The organism is Actinophytocola sp. (assembly GCF_035762905.1).
Taxonomy (GTDB): domain Bacteria; phylum Actinomycetota; class Actinomycetes; order Mycobacteriales; family Pseudonocardiaceae; genus DASYTH01.
The window spans coordinates 61,118-83,246 of record NZ_DASUCC010000063.1; the positions used below are offsets into that span (position 1 = coordinate 61,118).

At 69.8% G+C, this 22,129-nt stretch carries 24 protein-coding genes and 1 tRNA gene; 13 read left to right on the top strand and 12 right to left on the bottom strand.

Translation table 11 applies throughout. From position 1 onward, the window contains the following. Window positions 1-105 precede the first annotated feature (105 nt). Together VFV67_RS12475 and VFV67_RS12480 are read left to right on the top strand one after the other, a co-directional pair. Window positions 106-1,566, top strand: a complete 1,461-nt coding sequence (locus VFV67_RS12475) for an NAD(P)/FAD-dependent oxidoreductase (RefSeq protein ID WP_326469777.1) — start codon at window positions 106-108, stop codon at window positions 1,564-1,566. After that, window positions 1,563-2,195 carry a TetR/AcrR family transcriptional regulator gene (locus VFV67_RS12480; RefSeq protein WP_326469778.1) on the top strand — a complete coding sequence of 211 codons (633 nt, stop codon included), beginning with the start codon at window positions 1,563-1,565 and terminating at the stop codon, window positions 2,193-2,195. The genes VFV67_RS12475 and VFV67_RS12480 overlap by 4 nt, the downstream gene beginning before the upstream one ends. Here the strand turns inward: VFV67_RS12480 and VFV67_RS12485 are convergent. Beyond that, window positions 2,167-3,702 carry an Nramp family divalent metal transporter gene (locus tag VFV67_RS12485; protein ID WP_326469779.1) on the bottom strand — a complete coding sequence of 512 codons (1,536 nt, stop codon included), beginning with the start codon at window positions 3,700-3,702 and terminating at the stop codon, window positions 2,167-2,169. The two genes, VFV67_RS12480 and VFV67_RS12485, sit on opposite strands and share 29 nt — an antisense overlap. A gap of 73 nt (window positions 3,703-3,775) precedes the next feature. After that, a complete protein-coding gene (locus tag VFV67_RS12490) occupies window positions 3,776-4,177 on the bottom strand; it encodes a DUF3224 domain-containing protein (protein ID WP_326469780.1) in 402 nt (133 codons plus the stop codon). Window positions 4,178-4,314: 137 nt separating this feature from the next. Between VFV67_RS12490 and VFV67_RS12495 the strand changes: the two genes are divergently transcribed. From VFV67_RS12495 to VFV67_RS12520, 6 genes are all read left to right on the top strand, one after another. Further along, the gene (locus tag VFV67_RS12495; RefSeq protein WP_326469782.1) at window positions 4,315-4,947 is read left to right on the top strand and encodes a hypothetical protein; all 633 of its coding nucleotides are present in this window, start codon (window positions 4,315-4,317) and stop codon (window positions 4,945-4,947) included. 19 nt (window positions 4,948-4,966) lie between these two features. Continuing rightward, window positions 4,967-5,281, top strand: a complete 315-nt coding sequence (locus VFV67_RS12500; protein ID WP_326469785.1) for a type VII secretion target — start codon at window positions 4,967-4,969, stop codon at window positions 5,279-5,281. Window positions 5,282-5,287: 6 nt separating this feature from the next. After that, a complete protein-coding gene (locus tag VFV67_RS12505) occupies window positions 5,288-6,073 on the top strand; it encodes a hypothetical protein (protein ID WP_326469787.1) in 786 nt (261 codons plus the stop codon). Further along, window positions 6,051-6,488: a hypothetical protein gene (locus tag VFV67_RS12510; RefSeq protein ID WP_326469789.1), complete on the top strand. Its 438-nt coding sequence runs from the start codon at window positions 6,051-6,053 to the stop codon at window positions 6,486-6,488. Before VFV67_RS12505 ends, VFV67_RS12510 begins: the two co-directional genes overlap by 23 nt. A gap of 239 nt (window positions 6,489-6,727) precedes the next feature. Further along, complete coding sequence (locus VFV67_RS12515; RefSeq protein ID WP_326469791.1) at window positions 6,728-7,834, top strand: sugar phosphate isomerase/epimerase; 1,107 nt, start codon at window positions 6,728-6,730, stop codon at window positions 7,832-7,834. 34 nt (window positions 7,835-7,868) lie between these two features. Then, entirely contained in the window at window positions 7,869-11,126 is a 3,258-nt protein-coding gene (locus VFV67_RS12520; RefSeq protein ID WP_326469793.1) for a ThuA domain-containing protein, read from the top strand. A 119-nt stretch (window positions 11,127-11,245) separates the two neighbouring features. Here VFV67_RS12520 and VFV67_RS12525 read toward each other — a convergent pair whose 3' ends face one another. The 3 genes from VFV67_RS12525 to VFV67_RS12535 form a co-directional block, all read right to left on the bottom strand. Then, entirely contained in the window at window positions 11,246-12,985 is a 1,740-nt protein-coding gene (locus tag VFV67_RS12525) for a bifunctional diguanylate cyclase/phosphodiesterase (protein WP_326469795.1), read from the bottom strand. 11 nt (window positions 12,986-12,996) lie between these two features. Next, window positions 12,997-13,800, bottom strand: coding sequence for an SAM-dependent methyltransferase (locus tag VFV67_RS12530; protein ID WP_326469796.1), 804 nt, complete (start codon window positions 13,798-13,800; stop codon window positions 12,997-12,999). Window positions 13,801-14,154: 354 nt separating this feature from the next. Continuing rightward, a tRNA-Leu gene (locus tag VFV67_RS12535) sits at window positions 14,155-14,228 on the bottom strand. A gap of 51 nt (window positions 14,229-14,279) precedes the next feature. Between VFV67_RS12535 and VFV67_RS12540 the strand changes: the two genes are divergently transcribed. The 4 genes from VFV67_RS12540 (at window position 14,280) to VFV67_RS12555 (ending at window position 16,611) form a co-directional block, all read left to right on the top strand. Next, window positions 14,280-14,453 (top strand): hypothetical protein, encoded by a 174-nt coding sequence (locus tag VFV67_RS12540; protein WP_326469822.1) that lies wholly within the window; start codon window positions 14,280-14,282, stop codon window positions 14,451-14,453. Between the two features lie 212 nt (window positions 14,454-14,665). Then, window positions 14,666-15,106, top strand: coding sequence for a hypothetical protein (locus VFV67_RS12545; RefSeq protein ID WP_326469798.1), 441 nt, complete (start codon window positions 14,666-14,668; stop codon window positions 15,104-15,106). A gap of 33 nt (window positions 15,107-15,139) precedes the next feature. Then, window positions 15,140-15,613, top strand: coding sequence for a thioredoxin-dependent thiol peroxidase (bcp, locus tag VFV67_RS12550; RefSeq protein ID WP_326469800.1), 474 nt, complete (start codon window positions 15,140-15,142; stop codon window positions 15,611-15,613). A gap of 131 nt (window positions 15,614-15,744) precedes the next feature. Further along, entirely contained in the window at window positions 15,745-16,611 is an 867-nt protein-coding gene (locus VFV67_RS12555; RefSeq protein ID WP_326469803.1) for a serine hydrolase, read from the top strand. On the opposite strand, the gene rdgB is transcribed toward VFV67_RS12555, so the two are convergent. The 6 genes from rdgB to VFV67_RS12585 form a co-directional block, all read right to left on the bottom strand. Beyond that, window positions 16,608-17,210 carry an RdgB/HAM1 family non-canonical purine NTP pyrophosphatase gene (gene rdgB, locus VFV67_RS12560; RefSeq protein WP_326469805.1) on the bottom strand — a complete coding sequence of 201 codons (603 nt, stop codon included), beginning with the start codon at window positions 17,208-17,210 and terminating at the stop codon, window positions 16,608-16,610. The genes VFV67_RS12555 and rdgB overlap by 4 nt on opposite strands. Beyond that, a complete protein-coding gene (rph, locus tag VFV67_RS12565) occupies window positions 17,207-17,962 on the bottom strand; it encodes a ribonuclease PH (RefSeq protein ID WP_326469807.1) in 756 nt (251 codons plus the stop codon). The genes rdgB and rph overlap by 4 nt, the downstream gene beginning before the upstream one ends. Before the next feature lie 21 nt (window positions 17,963-17,983). Further along, entirely contained in the window at window positions 17,984-18,754 is a 771-nt protein-coding gene (locus tag VFV67_RS12570) for an MBL fold metallo-hydrolase (RefSeq protein WP_326469818.1), read from the bottom strand. 40 nt (window positions 18,755-18,794) lie between these two features. Continuing rightward, on the bottom strand, window positions 18,795-19,601 hold the full coding sequence (murI, locus tag VFV67_RS12575; protein WP_326469809.1) for a glutamate racemase: 807 nt from the start codon (window positions 19,599-19,601) through the stop codon (window positions 18,795-18,797). Then, entirely contained in the window at window positions 19,598-20,248 is a 651-nt protein-coding gene (locus VFV67_RS12580) for a rhomboid family intramembrane serine protease (protein ID WP_326469810.1), read from the bottom strand. The genes murI and VFV67_RS12580 overlap by 4 nt, the downstream gene beginning before the upstream one ends. A gap of 69 nt (window positions 20,249-20,317) precedes the next feature. Further along, a complete protein-coding gene (locus VFV67_RS12585; protein WP_326469820.1) occupies window positions 20,318-20,782 on the bottom strand; it encodes an SRPBCC family protein in 465 nt (154 codons plus the stop codon). Window positions 20,783-20,807: 25 nt separating this feature from the next. On the opposite strand from VFV67_RS12585, the gene VFV67_RS12590 reads away from it, so the two are divergent. Continuing rightward, complete coding sequence (locus tag VFV67_RS12590; protein ID WP_326469812.1) at window positions 20,808-21,233, top strand: MarR family winged helix-turn-helix transcriptional regulator; 426 nt, start codon at window positions 20,808-20,810, stop codon at window positions 21,231-21,233. On the opposite strand, the gene VFV67_RS12595 is transcribed toward VFV67_RS12590, so the two are convergent. After that, a partial coding sequence (locus tag VFV67_RS12595) for a cysteine synthase (protein ID WP_326469814.1) occupies window positions 21,218-22,129 on the bottom strand: 912 nt, incomplete at its 5' end. The genes VFV67_RS12590 and VFV67_RS12595 overlap by 16 nt on opposite strands.

Genomic DNA, 22,129 nt, shown 5'->3' on the forward strand with positions numbered 1-22,129 from the left:
CGGCTCCCTGCCTTTGGCTCACGGTAGATCACCGGTGATCCCCGCGGGTGCGGCGGGCGCCGGTAGCATCTGTTGACCGCTCGCCAACAGATCCGGAGGGGCCAGATGCCAGCCAACGGCGCGCCATCCGTGCTCATCATCGGGACCGGCTTCGGGGGCATCGGGATGGCCATCGAGCTGCGGCGCGCCGGGTTCCGCGACATCGTGCTGCTGGAGAAGGCGGCCGACATCGGCGGCGTCTGGCGGGAGAACACCTATCCGGGGGCCGGCTGCGACATCCCGTCGCCGTACTACTCCTACTCCTACGAGCCCAAGCCCGACTGGCCGATGCGGTTCTCGTTGCGCGCCGACATCCAGGAGTACCTGCGCCGCACCGCCGACAAGTACGGCGTCACCGGGCTGATCCGGTTCAACACCGAGGTCACCGCGGCGGCGTTCGACGCCGACCGCGGGCTGTGGCGGGTGGAGACCGCGACCGGCGCGACCTACGAGGCGAACGTGCTCATCCCCGCCGTCGGGCAGCTGTCCCGGCCGGCCTGGCCGAACCTGGCCGGCCGGGAGCGGTTCACCGGCCCGGCGTTCCACTCGGCCGAGTGGGACCACGGGACGGACCTGACCGGCAAGCGGGTCGCGGTGATCGGGACCGGGGCCAGCGCGATCCAGTTCGTCCCGCTGATCCAGCCGAAGGTGGCGCGGCTCACCCTGTTCCAGCGGACCGCGCCGTACATCGTGCCCAAGACCGACACCGTTTACCGGCCCTGGCAGCACGCGATGTACCGGCGGCTGCCCCGCACCCAGCTGGCCGAGCGGGCGTTCTTCTGGGGCCTGTGCGAGTTCGCCACGGTCGGCCTGAAGGGCAACCGGGCGATCACCAAGGCGGTGGAGTGGCTCTCGGCGGCGCTGCGCGCCCGGCAGATCAAGGACCGCGAGCTGCGCGCGAAGCTCACCCCGGACCACCCGGCCGGCTGCAAGCGGGTGCTGTTCGCCAGCAACTACTACCCCGCGGTGGCCGCGCCGAACGTGCGACTCGAGACCGGGCGGATCGCGGAGATCACGCCCGGCGGGGTGCGCACGGGCGACGGCGTCGAGCACCCGGCCGACGTGATCATCTACGCCACCGGGTTCCGCACCACCGAGTTCCTCGGCCCGATGAAGGTGCTCGGCCTGGCCGGCCGCGATCTTCGCGAGTACTGGAGCGACGGCGCCCGGGCCTACCTGGGCATGTCGGTTCCGGGATTTCCCAACATGTTCCTGATGTACGGGCCGAACACCAACCTCGGCTGCGGCTCGATCATCTACATGCTGGAGCGGCAGGCCCGGTACATCCGCCAGGCGGTCGAGCACATCGCCGCCGGAACGTCCTATGTGGACGTTCGGCCGGAGGTGGCCGACCACTTCGACGCCGAGGTGCAGCGCCGGCTGGCCCGCAGCGTCTGGTCGATGTGCCGCAGCTGGTACCGGGAGGACGGCGGGCGGGTGTCCACCAACTGGCCCGGTCTGGTCAGCGAGTACGACCGGCGGACCAAAACGCTGGACCTGGCGGACTACCAGGTTGTCGTCAGATGACGGTGCCCGCGCCGCGCTGGCGCCGGCTGGAGCCCGACCAACGCCGCCAGCAGATCCTCGCCTGCGCGATCAAGCTGTTCGGTGAGCGGCCGTACTCCGCCGTGTCCACCACCGAGCTGGCCCGCGAGGCCGGGGTGGCCCGCGGCCTGATCAACCACTACTTCGGCACCAAACGCGACCTCTATCTCGAGGTGGTGCGGCGCATGGTGACCATGCCCGAGCACGCGGTGCGCCGGCTGCCGAAGGGTTCGCTCGAGCAGCGGGTGGACGGCGCGGTCACCTGGTTCCTGGACATGGTCTCGTTGCACCCCAAAACCTGGCTGGCCGCGATCGGCGCCGAGGGCGTCGGCGACGACCCCGAGGTGGACCGCATTCTGGCCGAGGCGGACGACATCGCGGCCGAACGGATCCTCGAGGCCGTCGACCTGGCCAACGTCGTCGCGCACCGCGAGGAGCTGCGCGCGATGATCCGCAGCTACGGCGCCCTGGTGAAGGCCGCCGCCCGGGAGTGGCTGGTCCGGGAGACCATGCCGCGCGAGCATGTCCAGCTGCTGCTGGCGAACACCCTGCTGGCCATCCTGCGCGACACGTTCCCGGCGGTCAGAACTTCACCAGCGCAGAGCCGCTGAAGAACTCGTAGACGAAGTTCACGAAGAAGAACCCGAAGAACAGGAAGTTCAGCACCAGGAACAGATGGTGCCACCACCGCGGCCTGGCCGCCTTGGGCAGTTTGGTGTTCAGGTACATCAACATGAACGGGAAGATCAGCGCGCCAAGGTTCGACATGTTCGCCGAGATCTGCACCAGCTTCACCGGCGTGGCCAGGTGGATCGCGCCGGCGATCACCGCAAGCACGATGAGCATGTACGGGTAGTAGAACTTCCGCGGGTCACCGTCGAGCACCCGGCGCATCCTGGGGCTGACCGCGTGCACCGAGTCGGTGAAGTTGCGCACCAGCGCCTCGAAGATGCCGAGTTGGGTGGAGAACAGGATGAACACCCCGACGGTCAGCATGAGGTAGAACATGCCCTGGCCGTACTGCTCGCCGAGCTTTTCCGCCGTGAAGGTGGGCACGTTCGCGGTGGTCGGCCGCTCCCCGCTGGTGGCCACCACGTGCGCCATCAGGATCGTGGGCAGCAGCATGCCGAGCATGGCCCCGATGAAGAACACGATCCACTGGTCGACCTTCAGCAGCCCGTACCACCGCTTCCAGCGCGCCGCGTTCTCCGGCGTGTCCCGGAACGTCACGCCGACCGGTTGGATCTCCGTCTTCTCACCGCGCATCCCGGAGATGAACCCGACCTTGTGGCCCATGCCGTAGCCCTTGTCCCGGTAGTGGTTCATCGCGTACCAGTTCAGGCCGGAGGCCAGTGCGGTGAACCCGGCGAGGGCGCCGAGGGTGGTCGCGGTGATGCCGGCCGGCGGTGCCGCCGGGGTGAGCAGGCCACGGATTCCGTCCCACCAAACGGAGAACGGCACGATCGCCAGATCCACGATGATCAGGATCAGGAGCAGCGCGCCGACCAGGAACCAGTTGGTCAGCTCCAGCGTGCGGGAGACCTTGCGGGCCAGCACGGTGATCAGGAACACCAGCAGCAGCAGCGCGATGGCGAGCAGCCGGGTGTACTCCAGTTCGTCCGCCGTGTGCACCCGGCCGGTGATCAGCGCGAACAGGCCCTGACCGGCGGCGGCCGCCCAGCCGCCGAAGATGAAGGCGAAGTAGAACACCAGCAGGGACACCGGAACCCAGAACTTCCAGCCCGGCGGCACCCGGCCCCAGCCGACCACCGGAACCTCGCCGGTGGCCACCACGTAGCGGGACACCTCGACGTTGTAGAACGTCTGCAGGATGGCGGAAACGGTGATGACCCAGCCGATGCCGACGAAACCGAACGAGCCGACCGCCTGGGGGCCGAGCAGCCACTCACCGCTGCCGATCGAGATGCCAAGGGCGATCAGGCTGGGGCCGATCACGAACTGGATGATCTGCAGGGTGCCGAGCCGGCCGGACTTGGTCTTGAAGACCTCCTCGGGCTGCGGTAAGTCGTCCACCCCCAGCGGCGGCCGGCTGACCCCGATGGCATGCACCTCGGTGTCGGGGACGGGCACGGGATCGGTGTCGGTGCTTCGGGCCACGCTGACCTCCGCCGGGGAGATGTCTACATTCGACAAAACTCCTTTCCTGGAGTACACCTTCCGCGCGTGATGGTCAATACGCGTAATCGAATGCGTACGTGTGCGAGCCGTTCGCATGCCGAACAAGCGTGCACTCTCCGGTGATTCCGCGCAGGTCACCCGTGCCGGAGCCGGGCACGACCGCCACCTTCATCCCGTGCGCCTCGCCGGCGACGTGGGTCAGCACGAAGCCGCCGGTGCGGCCGCCGAGCGTGCCGGTGACCCGCTCCACCGCGACGTAGGCCACGCCCTGGAGGTCCCCGTCCACCGGCACGCTCACCGCGAGCATGTGCACGACGCTGGTTGCCTCGAGATCGCCGGCGAAGGTCTTGGTCAACCGGGTCCGGCCGAGCCGGGCGCCGGCCCCGTCGTCGAACACCTCCTCGTCCCACTCGCCGATCTCGAACGTGCCGCTGGCCACCAACTTCGTGCTCATAACGGACATCCTGCCGGCGGACACACCCGACCCCATTGGACAAATCAGCCAGTCCCGATCGACTGTGGACGATTTGTGATCGAAAACGTTCCGCCGGTAACCGGAACCAACCGTGCCGCGGATCACTCCGACCCGACATGTCTGACGACTTCGAGGGCGCCGACGACAGCGGGGTCATCACGGTCACCGTCGATGGGTCGGGCCAGGTGGCCGACGTCCGGATCCCGGCGACCTGGCAGGACACCGTGCATCCCCGGGAGCTCGGCCCGGCCCTGCGGATCGCCGCGAACAACGCGCTCACCCACTGGCTGGCCGACCGGTTCGAGCACGCCGATCTCTCGCCCGAGGAGCCGGCGGCGGTGGCCCGCCGGGATGCCCGGGACGCCGGCGGCGATCCGTCCAGCCAGGTGGCCCAGGACCTGGTGAACGAGGTCGTCGAACTGCTCGCCCGGTTCGACCGGGACCTGCGCAGCTACCGCGAGCGGCTCACCGAGGCGGCGCACACCGTCGCGGAAACCCGGGGTGTCAACGGAAAGATCGAGGTGACGATGACCGCCGGGCACGTGTCGGACGTGACCGTGGACGTCGGCTGGGCGACCTTCGCCCGATATACCGAGGTGCGCGCCGAGGCGCTCGGCGCATTGCAGGCCGCCGGGCGGGAGACCGCGGCCGCGGACGTGGCGGCGGTGCGCCCGCCGCCGTCCATCGCCCGGCTGCAGGAACTGGCCGCCGATCCAGCCGCCCTGAGCAAACAGCTCGGGCTTTCCTGACCAGGAAAGAGAAATCCGTATGACCACACCGGTAGAGGTCGCCTGCGACACGCTGCGCTCGGACGCGACCAAATGGGGAACCGCCTCCGACGCCATGGAAACCGCGGCCCGGACCTCCGAAGGGCTGGTGCTCGGGTCGGACAAGCTCGGCGTCGCCGCCCAGGAACGCGGGGTGATCGCGGCCTACGACGCGCTGAAACAGAAGCTCAGCGGGCTGATCACCGGCGGCGCCACCGAGTTCGACGCCCTGTCCAGCACGCTGCGCGAGGTGGCCGACACCTACCAGCGCGAGGACGCCGAGGGTGCCCACACCATCACCGAGGCTGGAGGCTGACCCCGCATGACCGCCCCCGTCATTGACACCGCGTTCGAAGACGCCGTCGCCGCGGTCCGGGACGCCGTCGACCGGCTCCGGGAGATCTGGAACGACATCGTCGACGGAGTGAACCACGTTCTCGGGATCCTGCCGGGATTCCTCGAGGGTCCGGTCAAGGACGCGTTCAACAACCTGTCCGGCAAGGTCACCGAGGCGCTGGACAAGATCTGGCAGTTCTACACCGAGCGCGGCTCGGCCAGCGCGGTCCGCCAGGTGGCCAGCGACTGGAACACCGAGGTGGGCGGCGCGGCCAGCGAGCAGGCCGGGCTGCTGACCCCGGCGCAGCTGGCCAGCACCGGCCAGTGGAGCGGCACCGCGGCGACCCGGTACACCCAGGTCGTCGGCAACCAGACCAAGGCGCTCGCCGACGTCAAGACCATCACCGACAGCGTGCAGACCACGCTGAACGAGATCGCCGACGCGCTGCGCAACTTCTGGGTCGGGCTGGCCGTTGCGGTCGGTGCCTACATCGCCTCGATGGTCGGCTGCGCGATCGGCGCCGCGACCGTGGTCGGCGCCGTGCCGTCGCTGATCGCCGCGCTCGGTTTCTCGGTCACCTTCATCGGCGCCGCGGTCAAACTGGCGCTCGACTTCTCCAACGCGTTGGATGCCAAGAAGGCCAAGCTGGAACAGCAGACCACGTTGAACGGATCGTTCGCCAGCGACAGCTGGCCGCCGGCAACCGCCGGCGCACTGGCCGACGGCAGCGTACGGGACGGCGACAAGAGTGACTGGACCCCAGCGTCCTAACTGGACACCGGCGACGTCGCGGCTGCGCACCTTCTGCGCGGCCGCGGCGTCGCTGTTCCTCGCCTGCGCGCTCGGCATCGCCCTGCTGCGCCCGCTGATCGTCCCGGCCCTGGTGGACACCGCGCCGTTCGACGTCGCGGTCCCACTGCTGATCCAGGAGATCCTGTGCGCGGCGGCACTGGTTCTGCTGGCCGTGCTGCTGCTGTCGGTCCGCTCCGCCCTCGGCACGCCCGGCGCCGCCGCCCGCGCCCGGGCCGCCCGGCTGTGGTCGCTGATCGTGATCGCGGTGGTCGCCGCGGGCCTCGGCGCGATCACGCTGCTCCCGATCGCCGACACCACCTTCCCCACCACGGTCCTCAGCGTGCTGGTGATCCTCGCCGCCGTCCTGACCCGCGCCGGCCTGCCGGCCCGCTGACGCGGGCCGCGACGACCGCCGAGCCTGTCACCCACCGTCACCACATTCGGCCCACTGGCCACACTTCAGTGTCTGAAAGCAGAAAGTAAATCCATAATTGGTCTTGACCAGACAAAAGTCTTCACATTTTCGTCAAAAGTAGTTACCGTCCGAGGGACATTTCGAGGAAGGCAGGCCAGGTCGGGGGCCGCCGCTCGACTGCGGCGCGAACCGCGTTTGTAGAGAGGTGGCGCCCAACGATGGACGGCAACCAGCCCAGATCCCCCCGATTCACCCGCCGCGACGTGTTCACCGCATCGGCCGGTGCCGCCGCCCTGCTCGGCGCGGCCGGAATGCCCGTACTGGCCACCGCCCGCCCGGCGCTCGCGAACGAGGAGCACAACCGGCACGACCGGCTGCGGGTCGAACCGCTGATCCCGGCGCGCAACCGCGGAATCATCCTGTTCAGCGTCCGGGACCGGATCAGCGCGCCGCCGGACAACACCGGGGTGCCGTTCGGCTTCGCGCAGGTGCTCACCCGGCTGGCCCAGATCGGCTACAAGGAGATCGAGTTCGCCGGCTACAACCAGAACACCGCGATCCTCGGCCGGCAGATCACTCCTCGGGAGATCCGCCAGATCCTCGACGACAACGGACTGGTCGCCAACGGCACGCACGTGACGATCAACCCGCAGACGTTCGAGCAGCAGATGGACATCGCCCAGGAACTGGGCATGCGCAACATCGGCACCGGCGCCGACCCGACCAACAGCGCGTTCAAGTCCGACTGGGACGCCGCCGCCGACGTGTGGAACGAACTCGGCCGCCGGGCCCGGGCGCGCGGCCTGCGCCTCTACACGCACAACCACGACGTGGCCTACAGCTTCCTGCTGGACACCGGCCCGCTGGACGCCAACGGCAGGCCCACCCGCTCGTCCGGGATCCGCCGGCTGGAGTACTTCTTCGGCAAGACCGACCCGCGCTACGTGTTCTTCGAGATGGACATCTTCTGGGCCAACGTCGCCCGGTTCAAGCACCAGACCTACACCGACCGGTTCGGCCGGCAGCAGACCGATCTGTTCGACCCGATCCTGACCGTGGCCCCGCGCACCACCCGGTTCCCGCTGTTCCACGCCAAGGACGGCGACCGCAACCCGAACGTGCCCAACGGGCACGACATGGTCCCGCTCGGCGAGGGCGACATCAACTTCCAGCAGTTCTTCCAGACCATCGGCGAGCAGGACTTCCACCACGCCAACTGGGAGCAGGACACCGCACCGGGCGGCGCGGCCAACCCCGGGCAGTCGATGAACTTCGCCGCGCTCAGCTACACCAACATGTCCGAGCTGACCATCTACCGCCGCTGACCTCCTCGCCCTGCAAGCTTTTTCGGAGGAACCCATGGCCCGCCAGTTATGGCGGCGATGGCTGGCCGGCGCCGCCAGCCTCGTCCTCGCCTCCTCGATCACCACCCTCGCCGACACCGCCGCCGCGGCCCAACCGGCCGAACCCTCCTTCCAGGTACTGGTCTTCACCAAGACCGCCGGCGTGCGCCGTCCGTCCATTCAGGACGGTGTGCAGGCCATCCGGGCACTGGCCCGGGACAACGGTTTCGGGGTCACCGTGACCCAGGACGCCGCCGCGTTCACTCCGGAGAACCTGGCCCGCTTCGACGCGGTGGTGTTCCTCAACACCACCGGCAATGTGCTCAACCCGACCCAGGAAAACGCCTTCGAGGGCTACATCCGGGCCGGCGGCGGCTACGTCGGCGTGCACGCCGCCGCCGAGACCGAGCCGGACTGGGCGTTCTACCAAGGATTGGTGGGCACCCGGGTGGCCGGCGTCACCGGCGTGAGCCAGGGCAACGTGGCGGTTGCCGACCGCGTCCACCCGTCCACCGCGTCGGTGCCGCGCAACGTGACGCTGACCGAGGAGTGGTACAACTTCGCGGCCAACGTGCGCGGCGCGCGGCACGTGCTGGCCACCGCGGACGAGCGCTCGTTCGCCGGCGGCACCATGGGTTTCGACCACCCCATCGCCTGGTGCGCCGATCATGTCGGCGGCCGGTCCTGGTACACCGGCCTCGGCCACTCCATCGAGTCCTATCGCGCGGCCGCGGTGCGCCGGCACCTGCTCGGCGGCATCCAGTGGGCGGCCGGCGCGGTGCCCGGTGACTGCGGCGCGACCGTGCTCGGCAACTACGAGAAGGTCACGCTCAACGACGAGCCCGGCGAACCGATGTCGCTGGCCGTGCTGCCCGACGGCCGGGTGCTGCACAACACCCGCGGCGGCCAGATCCGGCTCTACGACCCGGCATCCGGCGCCAGCCCGGTGATCACCACGGTTCCGGTGTACGCGCACGACGAGGACGGCCTGCAGTCCGTGGCGATCGATCCGGAGTTCGCGACCAACCGGTGGGTGTACATCTATTACGCGCCACCGTTGAACACCCCGGTGGACAACCCGGCCACGCCGGGCGTCAACGAGGGCGACGCACCGATCACCAGCCCGGACCCGAGCGTGTGGATTCCCTTCAAGGGCTACAACCAACTCTCCCGGGTCAAGCTGGTGGAGACCCCCACGCCGCACCTGGACATGAGCACCGAACAACAGATCCTGCGGGTCGACACCGACCGCGGGCTGTGCTGCCACGTGGCCGGTGAGATCAAGTTCGACGGGCGCGGTCTGCTGTACCTGGTCACCGGCGACGACACCAACGCCGGCGGGTCGGACGGGTTCACCCCGATCAACGAGTCCCCGACCCAGGCACCCGGCTACGACGCGCAACGGTCCGCCGGCAACACCAACGACCTGCGCGGCAAGCTGCTGCGGGTCAGGGTCCGGCCCAACGGCACCTACACCGTCCCCAACGGCAACCTGTTCCCCGAGGCGGAGGACTTCGACGGCAAGACCCGGCCGGAGATCTTCCTGATGGGGCTGCGCAATCCGTTCCGGTTCGATGTGGACAGTTCCGGCATGGTCTACATCGGCGACTACTCCCCGGACTCCCGCACGCCGAGCCCGACCCGTGGGCCGGAGGGCATCGGAAGGTGGTTCGCCACCGACCGGCCGGGCAACTACGGCTGGCCGTACTGCTACTCGCCCAGCCTGCCCTACATCGACTTCGACTTCGTCACCCGCACCTCGGGTGCGCCGTTCAACTGCGGCGCACCGGTCAACGACTCGTTCCGCAACACCGGCCGGACGGTCCTGCCGGCGGTGGTGCAGCCGCAGTTCTGGTACACCTACGAGGCGCGCACCCCGTGTGCCGGGGCCTATCTGCAGAACCCGCCGACGGCGTGCGGCTTCTCCTGGCCGGTGATCGGCACCGGCGGAGTCGGACCGATGGGCGGGCCGATCTACCAGTTCAACGCCGCATCGCCGTCCACGACGAAGTTCCCGGCCTACTACGACAAGGCCGTCGTGTTCGGGGAGTTCACCCGGGACAAGGTGTTCATGATGCGCACCGACGGGCGCGGCGGGCTGACCGGCGTCGAGCAGTTCCTGCCCGGCTTCGTGTTCGACAACCCGATGGACATGGAGTTCGGCCCGGACGGCAACCTGTACATGCTGGAGTACGGCGACGGGTTCTTCCGCCCGAACCCGGACGCGCAGCTGTCGGTGTTCCGGTATGTGAAGGGAACCCGGTCACCGGTCGCGGTGCTGGACGCGTCCCCGACCTCCGGGCCGGCGCCGCTGACCGTGCGATTCTCCAGCGCGGGATCGCACGATCCGGACCCCGGCGAGTCCATCTCGATCGCCTGGGACTTCACCAGTGACGGCACCGTCGACTCCACCGAGGCCAACCCGACGTTCACCTACGCCGCCAACGGGACCTACACCGCGCGGCTCACGGTGACCGACTCCACCGGCAAGGCGGCCGTGCTCACCCGCACGATCACCGTCGGCAACACCGCGCCGGCGGTGACCGTCACCGCGCCGTCGGCGGGCTCGTTCTTCAATTGGGGCGACACGGTTCCGTTCACCGTCAACGTCACCGATCCCGAGGACGGGCCGGTCGACTGCGCCCGGGTGACGGTCACGTTCGTGCTCGGCCATGACGGCCACGGGCACGGCCAGACCTCCACCACCGGCTGTACCGGCACGCTGCCGACGCCCCCCGACGGCGCCGACCATGCCGGCGGTTACCTCTACGGCGGGATCAGCGCGTCCTACACCGACCTCGGTGCCGGTGGCCAGCCGCCGCTGACCACGATCAGCCAGGCGGTCATCCAACTGCCGCGCCAGCAGGCCGAGCACGCGCAGGTGCAGCGGGGCACCGAGCCGACGGTGAGCTCGGACACCGGCGGCGGACTGCACCTCACCTCGGTCGACCCTGGCGATCATGTCGCCTTCGATCCGATCGACCTGGGTGGGGTCGGCACGCTGTCGGTCCGGCACTCCGGCGGTTCCGGCGCCACCGCGGGGACCCCGCGTGCCGGCGTGGAGATCCGGCTCGACTCCCCCACCGGGCCGTTGGTCGCCACCGGCGTGCTGCCGGCCACCACCGGCAACAACAGCTGGACGACCACCGGTATCCCGGTGTCGGCGGCGGCCGGCACGCACCGGCTCTACCTGGTGTTCACCACCGTGACCGGCGGCCCGGCCACCGGTCTGGTCAACCTCAACTGGGTCGAGTTCGGCTTCTCCAGCGCCTGACCCGGGGGTGTGGGCCCGCCGGGCTATCCGCCCGGCGGGCCGTATTTTGCCCTGGCTTCGTCACGGACGTGCCGTATCGCCCACGCCGAGCCGCCCCATCGGCCGGTCCAGCTTGCCGGTCAGCAACCGAGCAGTTCGGTGACCTGCGCGGGGGTGGTCGGGCGGCCGAGGTGGAAGCCCTGGCCGAGGTCGCAGCCGAGTGCGGTCAGTCGCTCGGCCTGGGCCTGGGTCTCCACGCCTTCGGCGGTGACGGTGAGGTCGAGCTCGTGGCCCAGGTCGATGAGCGTGGGCAGGATCTTGGTGTTGCGGTGCCCCGGCTCGGTGTCGTCGATGCCGGCGAGGAACCCGGGAGCGAGCTTGACGGCGTGCACGGGCAGTTCGGCGAGGTAGGCCAGGCACGAGTAGCCGGTGCCGAAGTCGTCGATGGCCAGGCGAACACCGCTGCGGGCAAGGGTGTGCAGGACGTCGACCGCGTCGCTGACGCCGATGATCGCGCTCTCGGTGATCTCGAGCTGGAGCTCGTGCGGGGCCAGCCCGGTGCGGTCGAGTGTGCTGGCGACGGTGGCGGCGAAGTCGGGATCGTGCAGCTGCGCGACGGCGAGGTTGACGCTGACCAGGAACGGGCCGTCGTAGAAGTGCCGCCACGTGACCGCCTGGCGGCACGCCCGCTCCAGCAGCGACCGGCCGAGCGGCTCGATCAGCCCGGTGGTCTCGGCGAGCGCGATGAACTGGGCCGGGCTGATCGCGCCGTGCACCGGATGGTTCCAGCGGGCAAGCGCCTCGACCCCGACGACCTGACGGTCGGCGAGCCGGACCAGGGGCTGGTAGGCCAGCGTGAACTCGCCGCGCGCGATGGCCCGCGGCATCGCCTTGATCAGGGACTGCCGGTGCAGCTCACTGGAGTAGCGGTCCTTGTCGAAGGTCGCCCAGCGGCCACGGGAGTGGTTCTTGGCCCAGCTCAGGGTGATCTCCGCGGTGCGCAGCAGCTCGGCGGGTTGCAGGTCAATGGTGACCTGTTCCACGACACCGGCGCTGGCCGACAGCGACACCCGATGGCCGTTGAACCGGAACGGTTCGCGCAGCGTGGCCAGGGCCAGGTCGGCCACCTTCGTCATGTCGTCGGCGCTGACGATGTCCTCGACGAGGATGACGAACTCGTCGCCGCCCAGATGTGCCAGGAAGTGTCCGAACCGTCCGGCGACGGCCCGCAGCCGGTGCCCGACGTCGCGCAGGACCTGGTCACCGTTGTCGTGCCCGAAGCTGTCGTTGACCGCCTTGAACGTGTCCAGGTTGATCAGGCAGATGCCGATCCGGTCGATCGCCGGGTCCTCGAGCACCGCGTCCAGCCGGCTGGTGAGCCGGGCCCGGTTGGGCAGTCCGGTCAGCTGCTCGCACAGCAGGGCCCGCTGCAGCCGGTTGTTCAGCCGCAACTGCCGGTCCCGCCAGGCCGCCCGCTCGGCGCGGTTGATGTCCTCCGCGGCGGTGAGCGCCACACTGCGCATCGACTCGGTGAATCCGACGGCCAACCTGCCGAGCAGCATGGCGAGCCGCTTCGGTGCGCGCGGGTCGGTAATGCCCAGCCGGGGAACCAGTTCATGGCTGAGCAGGGCGACGGTGTCGCCGAGCGCCTGGGGGGCGGAGATCTCGGCGGCCACGAGATCGGCGCCGACGTGGTAGCCGACCGCCGGTTCGAACGGCTCCGCGGCCAGCGCTTCGGCCAGCCGCCGCAGCGAATCCTCGACGACGGCGCGGACCCGCTCCCGGCCACCCGGCACGAACGCGGTCCCGACGATGGCCTTCACCCAGGCCTGTACGAGGCGTTCCCGGCGTCTGGCCCCCGGCACTTCATCCATACCCATGGCCGCCCCGTTCACCTGGTCCGACCGGCGGCGGCCAGCAACGCCTGGTGCGGCGCGGGGTCCCCATCGTTCGGGTCGGGATGCCACTCGGAGATCGGCACGATGCCGGGCTCGACCACGTCCAGCCCGCTGAGCAGGTGCGCTATTTGTTCGCTCGAGCGCAAATGCAAGGGCGTCGGCGTCTGCTTGTACAACTTCTTCAAGGTGTCCACTTCGCCGCCCAGCTCCGGCACCGGAGCCCCATGCGAAAGCACGATATAGCTGCCGCCAACCATCGCATCCCGCAACCAACCGAGGATCCCGGCCGGGTCGTCGTCATCGGGCACGAAATGCAGCACGGCGACCAGCAACACCGCGACCGGTTCGGAGAAGTCCAGCAGCTCCGTCACATCCGGATGATCGGTGATCGACTGGGGCTTCCGCACATCCGCCTCCAACACCCCGACCCGGGGCTGGCCAGCGAGGATCGCCCGACTGTGCGCCACGGCGACCGGATCGAGATCGACGTACATCACCCGCGCATCCGGCGCCGCCGCCAGCGCGATCTCGTGCACGTTCCCCAACGTCGGAATACCCGACCCGATGTCCAGGAACTGCCTGATCCCCTGGCCGGCCAACCACCGAACCGCACGCCCTAAGAACGCCCGATTCATATGTGCGACCAGCGTGGCCCCGGGGATGGCCTTCTCGGCCCGCTCCACAAATTCCCGGTCCACTGCGAAATTATGATACCCGCCCAACGCGTAGTCGTACATCCGCGCCGCATTCGGCACAGTAACGTCAATACCGTTGGGGACCCAGTCCGGCGACTCCACACTGCGCTCCTGCAGGCCGTCTGATCATTGGGACAAATCGTAGCCAACTAACCACGTTCCGAACGATAGCCCGCTCGCACCACCTTAGTATTACGCCATTAGGTCCATTCCATGCCGCCCGAACCGCCTATCAACCTACGCCACCCGCAGCATTGGGTACAAGGCGCAACCCCAAAAGCCCAGTTACTCGACCGATCGAACAGATTCCCACACGAAGCAGAGCACCGAATACCTAAGTGTGCACCGATGGCAATTGGCAACCGGCCCAGTCTTTGCCCTAGTCAGAATTGTCGGCGCCCGTGCCGGAGCCGGCCGGGTACCGAACAGCCAGAGGTGTGCCCACTGGCGCACCGGTGGGGCCGGGGGGAGTCGAACCCCCACTGGCTGGAACCTAAATCCAGTGCCTCTGCCTGTTGGGCTACGGCCCCTTGGTGGGTTTGGGGGGAGCGTAGTGGGGGTGGCCGAGTTAGGGTGCGGGGGTGCGGGTGCGGGGTGTGTTGCAGCGGATGGTGGACCGCTGGGAGGAGCGGGGGGTGTATGTGCCCGGCGAGGACAACCGGGTGGTGTCGCCGCTGCGGGACTTCGGGTGGCTGCTGGCCGGGTGGTGCCTGGCCGTCGCGTTGTTCGTGACCTTCTTCGTGCTGGCCGGGTGATCGGGCGTGGGCGGGGCATCACCGTAGGTGGGCCAACGGTCACAGATTGGCTACAGGTGCGACTCAACGGGTCAACATGGGCAGCTTAATGGCCGTCGGACCCGCAAGGTGTAGGGCAACACCTTCTGCGAAAGAAGCCCTACGTGAATCGAGTCAGGCTTGCGGCCGTCCTCTGTGCGGCGACCCTACTGGCTGGATGTGGGGTGGGGGCGGTGCCCGACGCGCCCGGAGGGTCCCTCGAGTTCGCCGGGGCGACCAGTACCCGGCAGTCGGCGCCGCGGCAGGTGACCGAGAACGGGCTGTCGGTCACGGTGTCGGCGCCGAAGGTGTTCACCCCGACCGAGGCGGCCTCGCCGCGGGCGCCACGAGCGGTGGCGTTCGACGTGGTGATCGACAACGAGCGGACGTCGGTCTACCGGCCGGCGCAGCTTTCGGTGACCGCGACCTCCGATGGGGCGACGGCGATCCAGGTGATCGACTCGACGCAGGGTTACACGGGGTTGGTGAGCGCCACGGAAGAGGTCCCGCCCGGGCACAACGTGCGGGTGGCGGTGGCGTTCGCGCTGCCGGCCGAGCCCGCGGCGTTCCGGCTGATCGTGCAGCCGGATGCGCTGGCCGGCAGCCGGATGACCGTGTACCAGGGCACGGTGTGAGCGATGCCGGACCGGCACGCTAGCGTCGGTGGCATGAGTGATCAGAAGCGGTTGTCCGAGGGCGACCCCGCGCCCGACTTCACCCTTCCGGACAGCACCGGAAAGCCCGTCTCGCTGTCCGACTACCGCGGCCGCACGGTCGTCGTGTACTTCTACCCGGCCGCCGGCACGCCCGGGTGCACCAAGCAGGCCTGCGACTTCCGGGACAACCTCGCCGAGCTGAACGAGGCCGGGTTCGACGTGCTTGGCATCTCCCCGGACAAGCCGGCCAAGCTCGCCAAGTTCGCCGCGGACGAGAGCCTGAACTTCCCCCTGCTGGCCGACGAGGACCGCTCCGTGCTGAGCGCCTGGGGCGCCTACGGCGAGAAGCAGAGCTACGGCCGCACGATCACCGGCGTGATCCGGTCCACCTTCGTCGTCGACCCGGACGGCAAGATCGCCAAGGCGCTCTACAACGTCCGCGCCACCGGCCACGTCGCCAAGCTCCGCAAGGACATCACCGGCTGACAACCTGTCGAAATCGTATGGAACAACCCCGCGAGGCAACCTTTCCGGACCGCCCGGCGTAACCCTGGAACGTGCGAAAGGTTGCCTCGCGAACGCGTCAACCTTGCCGGTGGCGCCGCCGTTTTCCAGGCATGCGAACCAAGTCTGGACGCACCCTGCTCGTGGCGCTTGCCGTCGGACTGACCGGCTGCACGGCCCCGAGGCAACCCGCACCCGAACCGCCCACCGCGACCCCACCGGTCAGCACCACCACCACGACCAGCGAATCGCCCGCGCCGCAACCGATGCAGGCGGCGCCCGGTATCGACCCGGCGGCGGTGACCGCCGCGGTGAAGTCGGTCGACCCCGCGGCCACCGTCGGCGTCGAGGTGGTCGACCTGACCACCGGGACCGAGCTGCTGGCGATCGAACCGGACCGGCAGTTCCGCTCGGCCTCGCTGGTCAAGCTGCTGATCGCGATCGACGCGCTGGCCCAGGGCGCCGACGCCCGGGTGCAGGACCGGATCCGCACCATGCTCCGGGTCAGCGACGACGACATCGCCAGCTGGCTGTGGGTGCGCGGCGACGGGCCGGCGATCATCCGGCGGACCAGCGAGTCGCTCGGCCTCACCGGCACCCAACCGCCGCAGAACGCCGGGCAGTGGGGCGACGTGCTGCTCACCCCGCACGACGTGGCGCGCGTCTACCGGTTCGTGATCACCAGGTTGCCGCACCCCGAGCGCGCACTGATCATCGACTCGCTGGCCACCGCACCACAGCAGGCCGCGGACGGGTTCGACCAGTACTTCGGCATTCCCAGCGCGCTCAAGGCACCCTGGGCCATCAAGCAGGGCTGGTCCAACAGCCGCACCGACATCGTGGTGCACACCAGCGGCCTGGTCGGCGAGAACTGGCGCTACGTCGTCGTCGTGCTCACCCAGCACCCGCGCGCCGTGCCCTGGCGGGTGGCCACCAAGTCGGTCACCGCCGGCACCCAGGCCCTCACCCCGCCCCTCTAGACCAGCCCGCGCAGGTGCGGCACCAGGAGCCGCAGGGCGTTGCCGCGGTGGGACAAGGCGTCCTTCTCGGCCGGGTCCAGCTCGGCGGAGGTACGGGTGTCGCCGTCCGGCACGAAGATCGGGTCGTAACCGAAACCGTTGCCGCCGCGGGGAGACCTGGTCAGGCTCCCGCGCCACTCGGCGCGCACCACGGTCTGCGCGCCGGCCGGGGTGGCCAGGGCCGCGGCGCAGACGAACGCCGCGCCGCGCCGCTCCTCCGGGACGTCGCCGAGCTGGGCCAGCACCAGCGCAACGTTGGCCAGGTCGTCGCCGTGCCGGCCGGACCAGCGCGCCGACAGCACGCCGGGCATGGCGTTCAGCGCGTCGACGGCCAGCCCGGAGTCGTCGGCGATGGCCGGCAGCCCGGTCGCCGCGACCGCGTCCCTGGCCTTGGCGGCGGCGTTCTCCTCGAACGTGGCACCGGTCTCGGGCGCCTCCGGGAACGGCGGCACCGCGTCCAGTCCGAGCACCTCGATGCCGGACACCTGCTCGGCCACCAGGATGCGGCGCAGCTCGGCCAGCTTCTTCGCGTTGCGACTGGCCAGCAGGACCTTGGTCATGCCATCGCCCGGGGCAGTTCGCCCGGGTAGGGCTTGGCGAGCGCGTCGGCCTGCAGGCGGTTGATCTCGACACAGCCGGCGAGGGCCAGGTCCAGCATCCGGTCCAGGGTGGAGCGGGTGAACGTCGCGCCCTCCCCGGTGCCCTGCACCTCGACGATGGTGCCGGCATCGGTGGCCACCACGTTCATGTCCACCTCGGCCCGGGCGTCCTCCTCGTAGGGCAGGTCGAGCCGCACCCGGCCGTCGACCACGCCGACGCTGACCGCGGCGACCGCGCAGGACAGCGGCTGCGGATCCTTGAGGCGTCCGCCCGCACCGAGCCAGGTCACCGCGTCGGCCAGCGCGACGTAGCCGCCGGTGATGGCCGCGGTCCGGGTGCCGCCGTCGGCCTGGAGCACGTCGCAGTCGATCATGATCGTGTTCTCGCCGAGGGAGGCCAGGTCGATGCACGCCCGCAGCGACCGCCCGACCAGCCGGCTGATCTCGTGCGTGCGGCCGCCCACCTTGCCGCGCACCGACTCGCGGTCGGTGCGGGTGTTCGTCGCGGAGGGCAGCATCGCGTACTCGGCGGTGACCCAGCCCCGCCCGGAGCCGGCCCGCCAGCGCGGCACCCCCTCGGTCACGCTTGCCGCGCAGAGCACCCGGGTGCGGCCGAACTCGACCAGTACCGAGCCGGCCGGAAACTCCTGGAAGCCCCGGGTGATGGTGATCTCGCGGAGCGCCTCGTCGGTCCTGCCATCGCTTCGTGCCACGTGGCCACCCTAGAACCGCGGTCAGATCCGGTAGCTCGCGCCCTGCCGAACCCGCACGACCTCACCCTGGTACGCCGCTCGCGCCTCGGCGATCACCGCGTCGCTGTCGGTCCACGGCGGAATGTGGGTGACCAGCAGCCGGCCGGCGTTCGCGCGCTTGGCCAACTGCCCCGCGTCGGTGCCGGACAGGTGCAGCTCGGTCGGGCGGTCGAAGCCGTGCGTCCAGGACGCCTCGGAGAGCAGCACGTCCACACCGGTGGCCAGGTCGACCAACCCTTCGAAGACGCCGGTGTCGCCGGTGTACGCCAGCGACCGGCCGCCCCAGGAGATCCGGAAGCTGAACGACTCACACGGGTGTGCCGCATGGATCGCGGTGATCTCGAACGGTCCGATATGGACAGTACCGGGTGTGATCGTGTGGAACTCGTACACATCGGACAGGTCGGTGGTCGCCTCGGTTTCCGCGTCCGGACTGTGCGCCGCGACGAACCGCTCCGGACCCTCGACCGGCGTGTAGACCGGCAGCCGGTGCACCCGCGGATCCCGGGACGGCGCCGGATGGTAGCGCCGGATCACGGTCAGACCGGAGAAATCCGCGCAGTGATCGGGATGTAGGTGGGAGAACAGCAACGCGTCGAGCAGGAACGGATCTCGGATCGCTTGCAGCGCGGCGAGCGTGCCGTTGCCGAACTCGATACCGAGTTGGAAACCATCCGCCTCGAGCAGGTATCCGGACGTGGGGGCATTCGGTCCGGGCGCACTCCCGGAACAGCCGAGCACGGTCAAGAGCACGGTGGACAGCCTTACATACCCTGGGTCGAACAAGTGATCATCATTGCGCCGCAGCAACAGTAGCGAATTGCGGTCCGAGGAAACGTCGGGCCAACCGGGCAAACGGCTCGGCCGCACCGGTGGCCGCCAGCTCGAGTCCGACCTGGCCGTCCATACCGGCACCGGCCAGCAGTTCCCGCTCGGTGAGCACCCGCACCACCGCCTTGGCTGTCTCCTCCGCGCTGGACACCAGCGTTACCCCTTCCCCCATGACGATCTGTAGCACTCCGGTAAGCAGTGGGTAGTGCGTACAGCCCAGCACCACCGTGTCCACATCGGCCTGCTGCAACGGTTCCAGGTAAGCCTGGGCGAGACCGAGCACCTGCCGGCCGGAGGTGATGCCGCGCTCGACGAAGTCGACGAACCGCGGACAGGCGGTGGCGGTGATGGCAACGTCCGGCGCAGCGGCAAACGCGTCCTGGTAAGCGCCGGACCGGATGGTTCCGAGGGTGCCGATCACCCCGACCCGCCGGTTACGGGTGGCCGCCACGGCCCGGCGCACCGCGGGCACCACGACCTCGATCACCGGAATGTCGTAGCGTTCCCGGGCATCCCGCAGACATGCGGCGGACGCCGTGTTGCACGCGATGACGAGCAGCTTGACTCCGCTGGCCACCAGATCGTCGGCGATGTCCAGGGCCAGCCTGCGAACCTCGGCGATCGGCAGCGGGCCGTACGGGCCGTGCGCGGTGTCCCCCACGTAGCGCAGCCGCTCCCCCGGCAGCTGATCGGCGATGGCCCGGGCCACGGTGAGCCCGCCGACGCCGGAGTCGAAGATCCCGATCGGGGCGTCCGCGGCCGGCCTCACCCGGCGAGATCCCCGCCCGCACCCGGCGCGGCCGCCCGGGCCGCCCGCCGGCCGGCCACGGCGACCAGCCAGGCGGCCAGCACGCCGGCCAAGGCGCCGAACAGGTGGCCCTGCCAGGAGATTCCGGGATTGCCGGGCAGCACGCCGAGCAGCATGCTGCCCCAGAACAGGAACAGCGCAACGGCCACGGCGAGTTGCGGCAGGCTGCGCGTGAAGATCCCGCGCACCAGCAGGAAGGCCAGCCAGCCGAAGGCCAGCCCGGAGGCGCCGACGGTCAGACCGGCTCCGGTGAGCCAGACACCCACACCGCTGACCACCCAGATGGTCAGCGTCACCGCGGTCCACTGGCCGAGCCCGCCGGCCATGGCCAGGAACCCGAACACCAGCACCGGCAGCGTGTTGGCCAGCAGATGACCCCAGGTGGTGTGCAGCAGTGGCGCCCAGGCGAGGCCGTCCAGCCCGGACACCGACCGCGGCACGATCCCACCGTGCTCGAGGTTGGCCGGCAGCACCCGGTCGATCAGCTCGATCAGGTACAGCAGCACGGTGAAGCCGGCGACCACGATGGCCGCCTGCCGCGGGTTGGGCGGCAGGATCCGGCTGACCGGGCGCCGCTCGGCCGAAGTCTCGACTGGCAAAGTGTCCACGTCTTCGAGACTACGGGTCCGCCTTATCGCCGGGATCGGGTGAAACCCCTGATCTTGTCCTCAGGGGCGCTACGAGAACACCGTGGTCAGCCGGTCGAGCGAGCGCTCCATGGCGCGCGCCACGTCCTTGGTGCCGAACAGGCGCATGATGGCGCCGCGCACCGGTCCTGCCGGCTCCTGACGGCTGCGCAGCCGGACCGTGGTGGCCGTGCCGTCCGGCGCCAGCTCGATGCGGAACTCGGTGGACGCGGCGAACCTCGGCGCCGGCTTGCCGTTCAGCCGCTCGGCCAGGTGTCGCCAGGCCAGCAGCCGGTTCGGCTCGTAGGCGATGACCTCCTGGTCCACCTCCGCGGGCTTGTTCCCCCACCGGCCGTGCTGGGTGCGCAGCTGCCCGACGCCCGCCCCCTCGCGCACCTCGACCCGCTCGGCGAAGGCGAACCAGTCGCCGGCCCGGGCAGGATCGGACACCACCGCCCAAACCTTCTCGGCCGGCGCCTCGATCCGCGCCTCCCGCACGATCTCCATCACACGCATCACCTCGGGCTATGATGTCCACAGGATGAATAGTTCCGATTCTGAACGTTTCGAGACACTGTACCGTCGGATCTGGGGTGCGCTCAACCGGCCGGACGATCCGGACCTGAGCCAGCACGAGCGGCAGGTGCTGCACCACGTGGTGCCCACCGACGGCGTGGCCCTGACCTGGCTCGCCGGTCACCTCGGGCTGCCCAAGAGCACCACCTCGGTACTGGTCAAGTCGCTCGCGGCCCGCGGGTTCGTGGAGCGCACCCGGGATCCGGCCGACGAGCGCCGGCTGGCCATCCGGCTCACCGCCAAGGGCCGGCGCACCGTGGAACGGGACACCGTGCTGCGCCCGGACGCGCTCGCCGCGGCGCTCGCCCGGCTCGACCCGGACACCCGCGCCGCCCTGCTGCACGGTCTCGAGCGGCTCGCCGAGGCGGCGGAGGGTCAAGCCCAGAGGTGACCGTCGAGGCGGGCGGCGGCCTCGTCGAGCGTGCCGCTGTAGGCGCCGGTGGACAGGTACTTCCAGCCCGCGTCGGCGACGATGAACACCACGTCGGCGCGCTCGCCCGCACCGGCGGCCTTCTCGGCCACGGCCAGCGCGGCGTGCAGGATCGCGCCGGTGGAGATGCCGGCGAAGATGCCCTCGAGCTCGAGCAGCTCACGCGTGCGTCGTACGGCGTCGCGCGGCCCCACGGAGAACCTGGCGTCGATCAGCTCGGCGTCGTAGAGCTCCGGCACGAAGCCCTCGTCGAGGTTGCGCAGGCCGTAGACCAGCTCGCCGTACCTCGGCTCGGCGGCCACGATCCGCACGTCGGGCTTGGTCTCGCGGAAGAACCGGCCGACGCCCATCAGGGTGCCGGTGGTCCCCAGCCCGGCCACGAAGTGGGTGATGCTCGGCAGGTCGGCGAGGATCTCGGGACCGGTGCCGTCCTGGTGGGCGAGCGCGTTGGCCTGGTTGCCGTACTGGTAGAGCATCACCCAGTCGGGGTGCTCCGCGGCGATCTGCTTGGCCACTCGGACCGCTTCGTTGGACCCGCCGGCCGCCGGCGAGGACACGATCTCCGCGCCCCACATCCGGAGCAGCTGGCGGCGCTCCTCGCTGGTGTTCTCGGGCATCACGCAGACGATGCGGTAGCCCTTCAGCTGGGCGGCCATCGCCAGCGAGATGCCGGTGTTGCCGGACGTGGGCTCGAGGATCGTGCAGCCGGGTCGGAGGCTGCCGTCCTTCTCCGCCTTCTCGATCATGTAGAAGGCGGGACGATCCTTGACCGAACCGGTCGGGTTGCGATCTTCGAGCTTGGCCCAGATCCGTACGTCACCGGATGGGGACAACCTCGGCAACCCGACCAGCGGCGT